At 61.3% G+C, this 13,456-nt stretch carries 14 protein-coding genes and 2 tRNA genes; 9 read left to right on the plus strand and 7 right to left on the minus strand.

Translation table 11 applies throughout. The features are described 5' to 3' along the window. The 8 genes from BGIM_RS53915 to BGIM_RS0134640 all read left to right on the plus strand — a co-directional run. Window positions 1-2,660: phage tail protein (locus BGIM_RS53915; RefSeq protein ID WP_020474249.1), on the plus strand; the 2,660-nt coding region annotated here is incomplete at its 5' end. 16 nt (window positions 2,661-2,676) lie between these two features. Beyond that, on the plus strand, window positions 2,677-3,768 hold the full coding sequence (locus tag BGIM_RS0134615) for a hypothetical protein (RefSeq protein ID WP_020474250.1): 1,092 nt from the start codon (window positions 2,677-2,679) through the stop codon (window positions 3,766-3,768). Window positions 3,769-3,837: 69 nt separating this feature from the next. Beyond that, window positions 3,838-4,068: a hypothetical protein gene (locus BGIM_RS0134620; RefSeq protein ID WP_029631203.1), complete on the plus strand. Its 231-nt coding sequence runs from the start codon at window positions 3,838-3,840 to the stop codon at window positions 4,066-4,068. A 3-nt stretch (window positions 4,069-4,071) separates the two neighbouring features. Continuing rightward, window positions 4,072-4,527 (plus strand): lysozyme, encoded by a 456-nt coding sequence (locus BGIM_RS0134625; RefSeq protein ID WP_020474252.1) that lies wholly within the window; start codon window positions 4,072-4,074, stop codon window positions 4,525-4,527. Beyond that, on the plus strand, window positions 4,524-4,724 hold the full coding sequence (locus BGIM_RS0134630; RefSeq protein WP_020474253.1) for a hypothetical protein: 201 nt from the start codon (window positions 4,524-4,526) through the stop codon (window positions 4,722-4,724). Before BGIM_RS0134625 ends, BGIM_RS0134630 begins: the two co-directional genes overlap by 4 nt. Next, window positions 4,711-5,052 (plus strand): hypothetical protein, encoded by a 342-nt coding sequence (locus BGIM_RS0134635; RefSeq protein WP_020474254.1) that lies wholly within the window; start codon window positions 4,711-4,713, stop codon window positions 5,050-5,052. The genes BGIM_RS0134630 and BGIM_RS0134635 overlap by 14 nt, the downstream gene beginning before the upstream one ends. Continuing rightward, entirely contained in the window at window positions 4,946-5,188 is a 243-nt protein-coding gene (lysC, locus tag BGIM_RS68665; RefSeq protein ID WP_449355845.1) for an Rz1-like lysis system protein LysC, read from the plus strand. The genes BGIM_RS0134635 and lysC overlap by 107 nt, the downstream gene beginning before the upstream one ends. Continuing rightward, window positions 5,143-5,346, plus strand: a complete 204-nt coding sequence (locus tag BGIM_RS0134640) for a hypothetical protein (RefSeq protein ID WP_020474255.1) — start codon at window positions 5,143-5,145, stop codon at window positions 5,344-5,346. The genes lysC and BGIM_RS0134640 overlap by 46 nt, the downstream gene beginning before the upstream one ends. A gap of 426 nt (window positions 5,347-5,772) precedes the next feature. Here BGIM_RS0134640 and BGIM_RS0134645 read toward each other — a convergent pair whose 3' ends face one another. The 6 genes from BGIM_RS0134645 to BGIM_RS0134670 form a co-directional block, all read right to left on the minus strand. Beyond that, entirely contained in the window at window positions 5,773-6,258 is a 486-nt protein-coding gene (locus tag BGIM_RS0134645; RefSeq protein ID WP_020474256.1) for a hypothetical protein, read from the minus strand. Beyond that, the gene (locus BGIM_RS0134650; RefSeq protein ID WP_020474257.1) at window positions 6,258-6,632 is read right to left on the minus strand and encodes a hypothetical protein; all 375 of its coding nucleotides are present in this window, start codon (window positions 6,630-6,632) and stop codon (window positions 6,258-6,260) included. The genes BGIM_RS0134645 and BGIM_RS0134650 overlap by 1 nt, the downstream gene beginning before the upstream one ends. Window positions 6,633-6,881: 249 nt before the next feature. Then, window positions 6,882-6,953 (minus strand) — tRNA-Ile (locus BGIM_RS0134655). 190 nt (window positions 6,954-7,143) lie between these two features. Next, window positions 7,144-7,218: transfer RNA gene (locus BGIM_RS0134660), tRNA-Met, on the minus strand. Window positions 7,219-7,254: 36 nt separating this feature from the next. Then, window positions 7,255-9,987, minus strand: coding sequence for a heavy metal translocating P-type ATPase (locus BGIM_RS0134665; protein WP_020474258.1), 2,733 nt, complete (start codon window positions 9,985-9,987; stop codon window positions 7,255-7,257). Between the two features lie 7 nt (window positions 9,988-9,994). Beyond that, the gene (locus BGIM_RS0134670; RefSeq protein ID WP_020474259.1) at window positions 9,995-10,861 is read right to left on the minus strand and encodes a TIGR02452 family protein; all 867 of its coding nucleotides are present in this window, start codon (window positions 10,859-10,861) and stop codon (window positions 9,995-9,997) included. 127 nt (window positions 10,862-10,988) lie between these two features. Between BGIM_RS0134670 and BGIM_RS53920 the strand changes: the two genes are divergently transcribed. Continuing rightward, complete coding sequence (locus tag BGIM_RS53920; protein ID WP_020474260.1) at window positions 10,989-11,828, plus strand: alpha/beta hydrolase; 840 nt, start codon at window positions 10,989-10,991, stop codon at window positions 11,826-11,828. A 66-nt stretch (window positions 11,829-11,894) separates the two neighbouring features. On the opposite strand, the gene BGIM_RS0134680 is transcribed toward BGIM_RS53920, so the two are convergent. Next, window positions 11,895-13,181, minus strand: coding sequence for a beta-ketoacyl-[acyl-carrier-protein] synthase family protein (locus BGIM_RS0134680; protein WP_020474261.1), 1,287 nt, complete (start codon window positions 13,179-13,181; stop codon window positions 11,895-11,897). Window positions 13,182-13,456: the final 275 nt, after the last annotated feature.

Raw genomic sequence — 13,456 nt, forward strand, 5'->3', positions numbered from 1 at the left:
ACAAGATCATCTACGGCCAGGCCCGCGTCTCCGGCCCGATGGTGTTCGCCACCACGGTCAACACCGGACCCTTGAGCACCGGCGCGTCGTACACGCAGACCAACCTCTTCCTGCACATGGTCATCCCGCTGGCGGGGCACGAGGTGGAGGAGATCGGCGACATCTACCTGAACGACAAGGTCGTGGTGTTCGACGCGGCTGGCTTCGCCACCACCGCCCCGTACTACGGCATTTCCAACCGCTCCTACGTCCGCGTCCGCAAGCACCTCGGCGCGGAGGACCAGGAGGCCGACGATTTGCTCGTCGCCGAAGTGCCGGGCTGGTCGGCGGCCCACCGCCTGCAAGGCATCGCCTACCTCTACGTCCGGTTCGAGTACCACCCCGACGTGTTCCCCCTGGGCATCCCCAACGTCGCCGCCGTGGTGAAGGGCAAGAAGATTTACGACCCGCGCAACGGCCTCACCCAATGGACCCGCAACGCCGCTTTGTGCGCCCGCGACTACATGAGCGAGCAGTACGGGTTTAACTGCGACGACGACGAGATCGACGACACCTACTACTCGGCCGCCGCCAACGTCTGCGACGAAGCCGTGGCAATTGCAGGGGGCAGCGCCGCCCGCTACACCTGCGACGGCGTCATCGACACCGCCACCGCGCCCTTGGACAACCTCACCTCGCTGATGAGTTCTTTGGCGGGCGTCACCACCTACGTTCAGGGCCAGTTCCGCTTGCACGCGGGGGCCTACGACACCCCCGCCGGGGAGATCACCCTCGACATGCTGGCCGGCGGCCTGACCATCCGGGGCCGCACGCCGCGCAAGGAACTGTTCAACGCCGTGAAGGGCACCTACGTCGATCCCGACAAGAACTGGCAGCCGACCGACTTCCCCGCCGTCACCAACGCCACCTACGAGGCCGAGGACAACGACGAGCAAATCTTCAAAGACATCGAACTGCCGTTCACCAGCCGCCCCGAGCGGGCGCAGATGCTCGCCAAGATCGCCTTGGAAAAGGCCCGGCAGGGCATCATGGTGGACCTGCCCGTCAACCACAACGCCCTCAAATACGCTGCCTTCGACGTGGTGACGCTGACCAACGACCAGATGGGCTGGACCTCCAAGCCGTTCCGCATCATGCGCTGGAACATGGGGTCGGACATGGTCATCACCCTGTCCCTGCAAGAGGAGTCCTCGGCGAGCTACGACTGGAACAGCGGCGAGGCGACGGTCATCGACCCCGCCCCCGACACGAACCTGCCCGACCCGTTCTTCGTGGACCCGCCCGGCACGCCGCAAATCACGGAAAGTCTGTACGCCCCGCTGGACGGCAGCGCCGTCAAGAGCAAGGCCACCGTGACCTGGGGCGCCAGCCCCGACGCCTTCCTCGACCAGTACCAACTGGAGTACAAGGCCGCCGCCGACACCGCGTACACCGTCTTGACCCGCACCGTGGCCACCACCTTCGACGTGCTGGACATCGCGCAGGGCGACTACGACTTCCGCGTCAAGGCGATCAGCACGCTCGGCGTGTCCTCGGCTTACGCCTCCTCGGCCGCGACGATGGCCGGGCTGACCGCGCCCCCGGCGCCGATTGAGAACTTCAGCCTGAACGCCATCCACAACAACGCCCACCTCAGTTGGGACCAGTCGGCCGACATCGACGTGCGCGTCGGCGGCAAGATTCGGCTGCGCTACACGCCCGACACTGTCTCGCCGTCGTGGTCGTCGGCCATCGACCTCGGCCCGGCCATGCCCGGCGTCGCCTCGCAGGCCGTCCTCCCGCTGATGAACGGCACCTACCTCATCAAGGCCGTGGACTCCAGCGGCAACGAGAGCACGACCGCCTCCCTGATCCAGAGTACCGTCGCCGACATCGTGAAGATGAACCGCATCATCACCCGCACCGAAAGTCCGGACTTCCCGGCCATCGCCGGGGCCACCCGGTTCGAGATCATCGACGGCGCGCTCCAGTTCGCCCCGGCCAGTTACTTCGACGACCACCCCGGCCTGTTCGACGACCAGCCGGGCCTGTTCGACGGCTACGGCGGCTTCATCGGCGCGGGGGAGTACGCCTTCGGCCTGTACGGCGACACCGGCGACCCGATTGACTTGGGGAAAGTGACGACCGCCCGCGTCACCGCCACCGTCCGGGCCGACATCTACGACGCCTCCGCGTCGTTCGACGAGATTGAGGGCGACTTCGACGACCAGCTCGGCCTGTTCGACGGCGGCGACGTGACGGGCATCGACGTGAAGCTTTACATCGCCACGTCCGACGACGGCGTCAACTTCACCGACTTCCGCCAGTTCTTCGTCGGCGACTACACCTGCCGGTACATCGCATTCGACCTGATCGCCCGCTCGGCCACGCTCGACGTGACCAACCTGAACGTCCGCATCTCGGACCTCTCCGTGGCCGTGGACGTGCCGGACATCTTCGACAGCGAGACGCTCGTGACCAGCGCCGCCGGGGTGACCACTGTCACCTTTGCGCAAACCTTCGTCGTGGTGCCGGACATCGGCGTCACCATTCAGGGGGCGAGCGTGGGAGACCAGGAGATCGTGCTGAACGTGACAACGACAAGCTTCGACATCGGCGTGAAAAACGCCGCTGGGTCATACGTGGCCAAGACGGCGTCTTGGGTCGCCAACGGCTATTAACCAGAAAGGATTCTGAATGTCCCAACACGACATGAGCATCGCCAACCAGGGCAACGCCGCCCTGCGAGGCGACCTGAACAACGCCCTGCAAGCCCTCGCCAGCACAAGCAAGGGCAACTCCCGCCCCAGCACCGCCTACGCCGGGCAGTTGTGGATCGACGACAACACCCCGTCCTCGACCCTCTGGACCCTGTTCGCCTACGACGGCACCGACGATATTGAGATCGGCCAGATCGACATCACGAACAACGTCTTCACCCCGCTCGCCAAGACCATCTTCTCCGACGGCCGCCTCACCCTCGCCACCGGCGCGCCCGTCACGACCACGGACCAGACCGCCAAGACCACCTTGTATTACACGCCGTACCGGGGCAACCGGATTAGCTTGTACGACGGCTCCGTCTGGCGCACCGTCGCCTTCACCGAACTTTCGATTGCCGTCCCCGCGACCACGAACACGATGTACGACGTGTTCTGCTACAGCAACTCGGGCGCGGCCACCCTGGAACTGCTCGCGTGGACGAACGACACCACCCGCGCCACCGCGCTGGCCTACCAGGACGGCGTGCTGGTCAAGAACGGCACGACCACCCGCCGCTACCTCGGCTCCTTCCGCACCACCGGCAGCAGCGGCCAGACGGAGGACTCGCTCGCGAAGCGCTACGTCTGGAACTACTACAACCGCCTCGACCGCCCGATGAGCGTGGTTGAAGCGACCGACACTTGGAACTATTTCACCGGCAGCTTCCGGCAGGCCAACGGCAGCGCGGCCAACCAACTCGACATGGTGATCGGCGTGTCCGAGGACCTGGTGGACGCCACCGCCGCCTCCCTCTGCCTCAACAGCACATCGACCGCCCGCCCGGTCTGCTCCGGCATCGGCATTGATTCCACCACTGTCAACGGGGCGACCATCAAAGTGCAGGGCCGCGCCACCAACACCGTCGAGGCCATGCTCCTGTCGGAGTACCGGGGCTACCCCGGCATCGGACGGCATTTCCTCGCGTGGCTGGAATTCGGGGCCGGGACCGACACGCAGACGTGGTACGGCGACGCCGGCGTGGCCACCAGCATCCAGTGCGGCATCACCGGCATCGTCCGCGGATGACCACGGACCTTTTGCGCGGGCGGCCGGTCCGTGATATTCTTTCCGCAACATGCAACTAAGAGGGGGCGCATGCCAGAAACATTTGAAAGCCGGGAGCGAGTCGTGAGACTGGAAACCCAGATGGAAAACCTCACCAGCGAGTTGTCCGACGTCAAGGACGCCGTCAAGGAACTGACCACGGCCCTCCACGAACTGAAGGGCGCGTTCCGCGGGGCCATGTGGCTCGGCGGCGTCATCGCGGCCGGCATGGGCGCCGTGGCGTGGATGGCGACGTGGCTGTACGACAAGTTCGGGGGTTAGGGCATGAAGTGCAACGAAGACGGATTGCAGATCGTTCGGGACTGCGAAGGATTGAAGCTCAAGGCATATAGGGATTCGGCGGGCGTGCTGACCATTGGTCATGGCCATACCGGCAAGGACGTGCAGCCCAACTCCAGGATCGACGAACACACCGCCGAGGTGCTGCTCGCGCAGGACATGGCCAAGGCCGAGGCGGCCGTGAACCGGCTGGTCCGCGTGCCGCTGAACGAGAACCAGTTCTCGGCCCTGTGTTCATTCGTGTTCAACCTCGGCGAGGGCAATCTGCGCGGCAGCAAGTCCGTCGACGCGCTGAACCGCAAGGGCTACATCGAATTCGCCAGCCGCATGCTGCTGTGGGACAAGGCCCGCGTGGACGGGGAACTGAAAACGCTCCCCGGCCTGACCAAGCGGCGTGAGATGGAAAAGAACCTCTTCCTGCGTCCTGTGGTCGTCAAATGAGGAACCTGTCCCGAACGGCCCGCCACCTCGCCGGTTACGCCCTCATCACGCTGATGGTTCTCCGCGAGCAGATCGACTGGACGACGCTGGCATTGGCATGTCTTGTGATTCTGGTGTTCGACCTCCCCGGCGTCCGCTGGCTCAAGGCCAGGCTGTACGACCTTGCCAGGCAATGGATCGCCCGTGACCCCCGCTAGCTGGCAACTCGGCATCACCGCCGCCGTGTGTGTCGTTTCTTTTGCGGCAGGATGGCAGGTGAACGGCTGGCGCATGGAAGCGGGGCAGAAGGCCGCCTTGCAGGAGCAGGTTGACGCCCGGCTCAATGCGGAGCAGGATGCGGCCAAACTGTCCCACGACTACGAACAGGACCGCGAACGCCGCCGCACAGCCACCCAGACCGCGGAAAGGAAACTGTACCATGCGCGCCAGAACAATCCTGCCTTTGCTTGCCCTGTCCCTGACACCGGCCTGCTCCTCTACAATCAGCCGCGCGCTGTGGCCGATCCCGCCCGCCAACCTGACTGAACCCTGCCCGCCGCTGGAGCCACTGGCATCCCCGGCCACATTGGGAGACTTGCTTCAGGACGGCATCCAAACGTCAGGCATGTACGCGGAATGCGCCGCAAGGCAAAAGGCGTTGGCCGACTGGACCAAACTGTGATCGGCCCGGAGTACAAGAGCTTCGCCACCCGCGTCGAGAACCGGAAGCTGTGGCGCCCGCAGGACCGCATCGCGTTTTACGAGAACATCGACGTGACGCTGGGCAGCCTGATCCCGCTGTCCATGCTGACGGTTGGGCTGATTCTGGGCATGGCCTAGAAAAAATGACCGGGGGGCGATCCGGAACAGCCGCCCAAACAGCCCGGAAAATACACCCCGCCGCTCCGGACCCTGCTCTTGCCTCCAGTGAAGGGGGAAGCAGACCGCCGTCTTTCTCCGTTCTCCATTCGCGGGGGGCGTCATTCGACGGGTAACCCCCCGCGAATGGAGAACTGCGAAAGCCGACGGTGAAGATCGTCAGGGGAAGCCCATTTTCTATTTTTGACCGAAGACATCGGCGGCGTATAATGTCATTGCAGACAACGGACCCAAAAGCCGAAGCCGGACAAACCCGTCCGGTAGCGTCTGCCAGGCCGGGGGAGTTGCGAGTCCTCGCCCCGGCCGTTTTCTTTTGCCTTCGCTCCTCTCCATCCCAAGGCGGCATCCCCCAACGCGATCAGAACCCCAAGATAACGGTGATGGCAGTTATTTGCCTTGGTTGAACCATTCGTGGTAAACGCCCCAGACTGACCGGAAGCGGGAGGTGCTTTCCGGGTTGAGCATTTCGTAAATTGGGCTAGATTTGGGACACTCGCACAGGTTCCGAATTTCGGTGAAGTAATTCTTTTTGAATCGCGTTCGGTCGATCTTCCCGTCAACGTACTTGGCGCAGGCATCTTCATACGCGTTCAGATTTTCCTCTATGGCCTCCATAAAGGCCATCCGCACAGCCTCTATTCGCCTTTTGTCCGCAGCCTTCAGTTCGTCTTCGCGCCTGCCATCCACAATGTCAGCAAGTTGGATCGACAGATTATTCACGAACTGTCGGGTCGAGCGGATCGACGTTCTGAGCGCGGTCTCTGCCTGACCAATGGAAACCCGGCGGTTCAGAATCAACGCAGTTACCGAAACGCCAGCGGCGAACAGCGAGATGACAGCCGCAGCCAGCGTAATCCAGTCCTTAACCTCCATTACTTCTTCCCGCCATCTTTGGGCAGCAAAAGGCCGATATAGTTGACCAGTTTCATGTAAGCGTCGTTGCTTGAGCTTTTCACCGCCCCTACGAACTCATCGGGATACGGAAAGCCGAGCGCCTTCCCGACCTCCTTGTAATACCCGTCCTTTTCATCCCTGGTCATCTGACGCCAAGGCAGCACGCTCCCCTCGACGACTTCCTTGACATGCTCCAGCGCGGCCGAAAGCTGTGTCCCGTGAATCAGGCCGGGAACAAGCATGTAAACGGGAAGCCCCGGCCGGAGGTAAAGCTGAGCGGTCGCAGCATCTTGCGCGATCGCCCGCCGGATCATGTCGGCCAGTTGTTGCGGGACATCACCGTAGTTAAGCATTTGAAGCCCTGACCGGTTTCAACTAGGGGACATTTTACCGAGCTTCAAACCATCTCATAATGCGGATTAACCGCCCACACTTGAAAACGCCTGCCAATTTTAACGGTTTTGCCAGCGGGCGGGCATTTTAGAATGCTGGAAGCCTTCGATGGCAACGCAGGCGGCTAAGACGTGGAGGCGCATCAGCGTACGGCCGGAAGCCTGCGGCCGGCAGAAGTGCGCAAGGGACAGGGAAGGCGAGAGAAAAATCGCGGGGGGCGGGATTCGCACCCGCGGCTTCGGGGGATTAGCCCGACGAGTTGACTGCTACTCCACCCCCGCCCTCAAAGTTTGTCACTCAGACGACGGTCCGAACTGGCAAAGAAATCAAAAGAACACGCAGATCATCGTGACAGTTGCTTGATTACTCGGGTACTAATTGGGAACCAATTTGACGGGAAATGACGAAAACAGAGTACTCAGCGAACCACTAGGAAACGAAAAAACCCCCTGTTTCCAGGGGGTTTTCGGATTGCGGCGATAGGATTTGAACCTATGACCTCCAGGTTATGAGCCTGGCGAGCTAACCGGGCTGCTCCACGCCGCGTCCAGTGATGATATCATACACGGACAGTCTAGATTGTCATGGGTTCACACGCAGTTTTCGTCGGATTCTTTTCCAACGCCGTATCGATTGTTCCGTCAGGGCTGTCCCCGCGAACATTCCGACAATCATCCCCAGTGTCATGCCGACGAGGCCCATCACCGCCGCCGACCGGATTGATTCCACGGAGATCTGAGCCGCCAGCCAGCCGCCGGACAACATGCCGAGGCCCATGCCGAGATTGCCGCCGGTGTGCATGCTCCATCGGTGAATGCGGTTGCCGTGCGGGGTGCGGGTGAGGAAGGCCATCGCCAGTGTGCCGCCGAGCCACATGCCGAGCCACATCCACGGTTTCAGCACGCCGTTGAAAATCGCCTCCGCACAATCGCAGTTTCCTTGTTGCAACGGTCGAAAGCCCGCGTCGGCCCACCAACCGGCAATCATGCCGAGGTTGCCGAGCGTCAACATGCCGTAGACCATGTCCGCCCGGTGGGAGAGGCGTTTCCATTTGGCCCACAGAATTGCCGAGCCGAAACCCAAGATGGTGAAGCCGAAGAAAACAGGAAGACCGATTTCCTCGGGCAGACCCAACAGGGCGATGAGGATCAGTCCTTGAAGAACCAGCGCCAGCGCATGAGCGATAGTGACGCTGTACGGGGTCGCCGATTGCTTTGACGTTTCCACCGAGTCGTGGCAATCCCATTCCGCCGACACGTTGACGCGCGAGGAAGACCAGATCACAAACAAACTGGAACCGACCATCAACAACGCGGCCACAATCGGGTGAAGGTTTCCCGTCATGGCCAGCGTCACCCCGATGGCGTTGTAGGCGGCCGCGACCTTGAGATTTCGGCGAATCACCAATGCCGCCTGACGGCCAAGGGCAATGGCCCACGGAAGCACCCGCAAGTCGGCATGATAGAGGGTGACATCGGCGGCCCGTGTGGCCAAGTCCGTTCCGGAGGCCAGGGCGATTCCCACATTCGCGGCCGCCAGCGCCCCGGCATCGTTGATGCCATCGCCCGCCATCAACACATGGCGGCCTTTGGATCGCAAATTCCGGACATGGGCGGTTTTGTCATCCGGTAGCAACTCGGCTTGCACATCATTGATGCCGGTGATCGTCGACCGCTTGGCGGTGTCTCCAGTCAGCACGCCCACGGAAACGCCGAGTTCGGCCAAATGTTCGCAGGCATGGGGAACCGATTCCCGCAGTCGTTCCCGCAGCACGGCCACGGCCACCAGACGGCCATCGGCCTCGCAGTCGATGCGATGGCCGACGCCTTCGATCAAACCGGAGAGAAGCGGTTCGGCCTCTTCCTCCGGGGCGTTGATCCATTCCGGCCGGCCGATCCGCACCTGATGCCGGCCATCGTCTTCCACTGTGGCCTCAACGCCTTGGCCGGGGATGGTTCGCACTTCTGTCACTTCGACATGTTCCGTGGATACGCCGAGTTCGGCAAACGCCTTGGCCATCGGGTGTGAACTGCGGGCTTGAACGGCCGCCATCCAACCAAGCCAGCGGGGTCGGGGGCGTTCGGGGTCATCGACCGTGGCGATGTCCGCGAGAGTGAAGCGGTCTTCCGTCAAGGTGCCGGTTTTGTCGAAAAGCACTGTGTCGATGGCGCCCAACCGTTCGACCACATCGCCGGTGCGGACGACAAATCCCCATTCCGCAAGCCGGGCCAGCGTGACCCAAATCACCAGCGGCGTCGCCAGTCCGAGGGCACAGGGGCACGCCACCAACAAGACGGACATCGCGTTGAACATTCCCGTTTGCGGATCGACTTTCCATGTCCAATACGCAAACGTGCCGATGGCGATGAGGATGAGGAGCGGAAACACACGAGAACTAATTCGATCAACCATTGCTTGCCCGGCGGTCGGGATTGATCGAGCGTCGTCCACGGCCGCCAGCAAGTGATCGACCTGCCGGGCTGTTCCCGCTACTGTTGCCCGGATGCGGAACAGGGCGTCTTGGGAAACACACCCGGCCAAGGCGGGATTGCCCGGCCGTTTCACGACGGCGAACGGCTCCCCAGTCATCGCGGCCATCGAGACAAAGCCGGTTCCCGTTTCGATCACGCCATCCACCGGGATCAGTTCGCCGGGCCGCACTTCCACCAAGTCGCCGGGGACGATTTCCGTGACCGGGGTTTCAATCACTTCCTTTTGGATGACTCGCCGACAGGTGGCCAGTGAATCGGCCCACGCCATCGTTCCCCCGATGGCTGATTGTTTCGCCCTCGCCATGATGACTTTGCCGACCGAATAGACGACGAGAACGACAGAAACGACCTCGAAATAAACCGGACCGGACCCGGTGACAAACGATTGCAAGGAGGCTGCGAATGCGCCGGCCATCGTGAGCAGAAACAAACTTTCAATGGTGATAAAACCGGCCCGCAATTCGTCCCATGCCGCCCGGATGAGCGACAAGCCCAACAAACCGAAGACGATCAGCGTTCCAAAGAGAATCCCCCCGTAAACAAGTAGTTTCTCATCACGCGAGGCATCACCTTCGATGGCGATGCCGAGGGAAAGGATCATTGATTGGGCGATGACGACGAGAGCCAGCCCGATGCGAAGGGCCGGGCCGTTAAAGCGTTTGGGAAAGGGGAGGGTGGCCGCCGGGCGTTGCTCGCCAAGGCTGAGGCAGCCGAAACAGCAATACCGGGTCGCCGGACGATCCGGCCACGCCCGGCCGGACAGGCCGTTGCCAAGAACGGGGCCGAGGCAATAATCACACGTCACGCGGGAAGCAGGCATCATCGACGTTTTACGGGACAGGACGGGATCGGCGGGCGAATTTCGCCTTAAAAGCCGAGAAGATCGCCTGATCGGCCGAATGATCGAGCACCGAAAAGACCACTTTCTCGAAACGGTCGGCCCACAATCCCCCGCCGGCCAACAGATCGGCGAAAATTCCGGCCACCAACTCCGGATCATTTTGGAAAACACCGCAACCCCACGCCCCCAACAGTAGATGTCGATAGCCTCCGTGGGCCGCCACGCACAACACGTTTTCGGCTCGTTGTCGCAGCACATCAGGAAGCAGACGCATTTCTTTGGGCGTGTTCTTCGCAACGGCTCCCGCATTCGGAGCGGCGCACGTGATAAAGGTTGCCCGCCGGGGGGCTTCCAACAAGTCGCCTTCATCAGTCCGGAAAACGGGGCATCCGGGGGAAACGATCATCGCATCCGTGTAAAGGCAGGATGACATGGCCCGATGACGGGCATAATACTCCGGAACTGTGAGCAGTGACGCATACAAGGCCGAACTGCGGGCAAGCGATTCCTCTTGGGCCTGACTGCCACCGAGGAAGCCGCCGCCCGGATTTTTTGCGGAGGCAAAGTTCAGGGTGGCCAGAGGGACATTCGGATGTTCGGCGAGCGTCCGGCCGATGCCTTCGAGAGTGGTTTCGTTGCGAAGTTCAACGGATGCGGGGCCGGGAAACGCCGGGCGAGTGAGAGCTTCCTCCCGTAGTCGGCGGTAGTCGTTTGGTTCATGGAAATGCGTGTCTTGCAGACATTCTTCGACCATCGCTTGGATGGAGACCTTACGACCGTCAGGGAGCTTGTAATTCCCCCGATTGACAATCTCCACCGTCTCTTGGGCCAATTGCATTCGAGTGGTGCGTTTCATCGGATTCCTCGTTTCATTGTCCAAGGGAGACGCTCACTGGTTGACGGGTTCGTTTCCCATCTTGGGGCAACCCGGTTCCTCGCGTACAACATCCGGGCGTTCTTCCCTTGTTGATCGGGGATTCCTCATGCGAACCATGCTTGTCTGTTTGTTGCTGGTGTCATTCGGATTTGCCGAGGACAAGATCGAAACGAACATCGTTTACGGCAAGGCCGGTGACCGGGAGCTGAAGCTGGACATGGCCGTTCCCCCTGTCGGGAAGGGGCCGTTTCCGGTGGTGGTGTGTGTTCACGGCGGCGGTTGGCGGATGGGGAACCGGAAGGACATGCACCCGTGGCTTCCCGTCTTGGCGGAGCGAGGGTTTGTGGCGGTGAGCGTGGGGTATCGTCTGGCCCCCGATTATCAATTCCCTAGCCAGATCGAAGACTGCAAGACGGCCGTTCGCTTCCTGCGGGCGAACGCGGAGAAGTACCACATCCGCAAGGACCGCTTCGGGGTCATGGGCTATTCGGCCGGCGGGCATCTGGTCGCCTTAATGGGCCTCACGGACGCCAAAGATGGTTTCGAGGGGAAACAATACCCGGAGGAATCCAGCATCGTGCAATGCGTTGTCGATTATTTTGGCCCGACGGATTTGGCCGCTTTTGGCAAAGACGACACGGCCCAAAGGTCCATGCTATCCCCCTTGATGGGTGGCTCATACAAGGAAAAAGCCGCCGACCACGACAAGGCGTCGCCGATCACCCATGTGAAAAAAGATGCCCCGCCGTTTCTGATCTTCCACGGCACCAAGGATTGGATCGTGCCGATTGAACAATCCCGGATGCTGGCGGACAAATTGAAGAAAGCCGGGGCGAATGTGACTTATGTGGAAGTGCCCGACGAAAGTCACGGTTGGACCGGCAAAGCGGGGAAAGAGACCACGTCCAAAACGATTGAATTTCTCAAGGATTATTTGATGAAGTGAGACAAACAGGCAGAGCCCCGCCGATGAATCGGCGGGGCTCTGCCTGTTTCAATTTGGACAGAGAAATCACGCCGCTTTCATCACCAAAGCACCGTTCTGCCCGCCGAAGCCGAAGCTGGTGGACAGGGCGATTCGCGGAGCATAATCGCGGGCGTTTAGCGGGATGCAATCCAAATCACAGTTCGGATCGGGATTTCGCAGGTTGATCGTCGGAGGCACGACGTTCTCGCTGAGGGTCATCGCCAAGGCCACTGCCTCAATGGCGCCGGAGGCGGCGATCGAATGCCCGATCATCGACTTGATCGAAGAGATCGGCAACTTCCTCGCCCCGGAACCAAAGACCTTTTTCACGGCGACCGTTTCCATCTGATCGTTCAGTCGGGTGCTGGTGCCGTGGGCGTTGATGTAGCCCACTTCGGAGGGATCAACGCGGGCCTCGTCGAGGGCCGACTTGATCGCCCGCACCGCCCCGCGGCCGTCCGGATCCGGTTTGATGATGGAGTAGGCGTCGAAACTGCTTCCGAAACCCATCACTTCGGCATAGATCTTCGCCCCGCGTTTCCTGGCCCGGTCGTAGTCTTCCAGCACCAGCATCCCCGCTCCTTCACCGAGGACGAAACCGTCCCGAAGGCGGTCGAACGGCCGGGAGACCGCTTCCGGCGGCAGATCACAACATCGGCTCAGTGTCCCGAGGGATGTGTAGGCCATCAACAAGAGTGGATCGAGCCGGGAATCCGACCCGCCGGCGATGATGACATCGGCCTCGCCGCGGGCGACCAACCGATAGCCCTCCCCAACCGCTTGGGTTCCCGCCACGCAAGCGGTGGTGACCGTGCTGTTCGGCCCCTGGGCGTTGAACATCATCGAGATGTGCGCCGACACCATGTTGGGGAGATACTTCAACAACCAGAGCGGGAACATCGGCGAAGCGGTGTTCGGGTCCAGCTTGTTCAGGTCAAAACTTCCGTCTTCCTGCATCACCCGCGAGAGCATCGGCATGATCTCGGCCATGTCCACGGGAACCAAGCCCGTGCCGACGACGACGCCGACCCGTTCGGGATTCTCGTTCTCCATCGAGATGCCGCTGTCTTGAAGGGCGAGTCCGGAGGCTCCCACGCCGAAGCGTGCGGCCCGGCCCATCACCTTGAGAGACTTCCGCATGGAGTCCGGAATGAACGGCGAGGGATCAAAATTCTTCACTTCGCCCGCGATCTTGATCGGAAACGAAGAGGCATCGAAGGTGGTGATGGGCCCCACGCCGCTGCGTCCCTCGACACAGGCGTCCCAAAAGTCCTCTTTGCCGATGCCATTGGGGGCAACCACCCCCAATCCCGTGACAGCGACTCGCCGCATGGACAAAACCCCTCCCCCGCCCGGTGTGTTCCAGTTGATGTATGTCTTAACCGGTTCAGCACATGGGATGCCGAACTGGGGTTTTATTCGCAAACACATGCGTCAGGAGAACTTGGCGTGATTCTCATTAAAAGACGCATCTTCTCTAGCTTAGCCTATTTTTGCTGTTTTGCCATTGCACCAAACGGGCTGCTTCTTGCCTAAATTGACCAGATTGAGGCGCAACCGTCTTTATTGGCACAACCCGCACAGTTTCCAGATGCTGAGTCTGAAAG

Source organism: Zavarzinella formosa DSM 19928, from assembly GCF_000255705.1.
GTDB lineage: Bacteria > Planctomycetota > Planctomycetia > Gemmatales > Gemmataceae > Zavarzinella > Zavarzinella formosa.

Excerpts from the sequence above, each read along its gene's own strand:
- lysC (WP_449355845.1), top strand. The coding sequence starts at position 4,946 with ATGCGCGCCAGAACAATCCTGCCTTTGCTTGCCCTGTCCCTGACACCG.
- BGIM_RS0134650 (WP_020474257.1), bottom strand. The coding sequence starts at position 6,632 with ATGCTTAACTACGGTGATGTCCCGCAACAACTGGCCGACATGATCCGG.
- BGIM_RS0134615 (WP_020474250.1), top strand. The coding sequence starts at position 2,677 with ATGTCCCAACACGACATGAGCATCGCCAACCAGGGCAACGCCGCCCTG.
- BGIM_RS0134645 (WP_020474256.1), bottom strand. The coding sequence starts at position 6,258 with ATGGAGGTTAAGGACTGGATTACGCTGGCTGCGGCTGTCATCTCGCTG.
- BGIM_RS0134630 (WP_020474253.1), top strand. The coding sequence starts at position 4,524 with ATGAGGAACCTGTCCCGAACGGCCCGCCACCTCGCCGGTTACGCCCTC.
- BGIM_RS0134620 (WP_029631203.1), top strand. The coding sequence starts at position 3,838 with ATGCCAGAAACATTTGAAAGCCGGGAGCGAGTCGTGAGACTGGAAACC.
- BGIM_RS0134680 (WP_020474261.1), bottom strand. The coding sequence starts at position 13,181 with ATGCGGCGAGTCGCTGTCACGGGATTGGGGGTGGTTGCCCCCAATGGC.
- BGIM_RS0134640 (WP_020474255.1), top strand. The coding sequence starts at position 5,143 with ATGCGCCGCAAGGCAAAAGGCGTTGGCCGACTGGACCAAACTGTGATC.
- BGIM_RS0134625 (WP_020474252.1), top strand. The coding sequence starts at position 4,072 with ATGAAGTGCAACGAAGACGGATTGCAGATCGTTCGGGACTGCGAAGGA.
- BGIM_RS53920 (WP_020474260.1), top strand. The coding sequence starts at position 10,989 with ATGCGAACCATGCTTGTCTGTTTGTTGCTGGTGTCATTCGGATTTGCC.
- BGIM_RS0134665 (WP_020474258.1), bottom strand. The coding sequence starts at position 9,987 with ATGATGCCTGCTTCCCGCGTGACGTGTGATTATTGCCTCGGCCCCGTT.
- BGIM_RS0134670 (WP_020474259.1), bottom strand. The coding sequence starts at position 10,861 with ATGAAACGCACCACTCGAATGCAATTGGCCCAAGAGACGGTGGAGATT.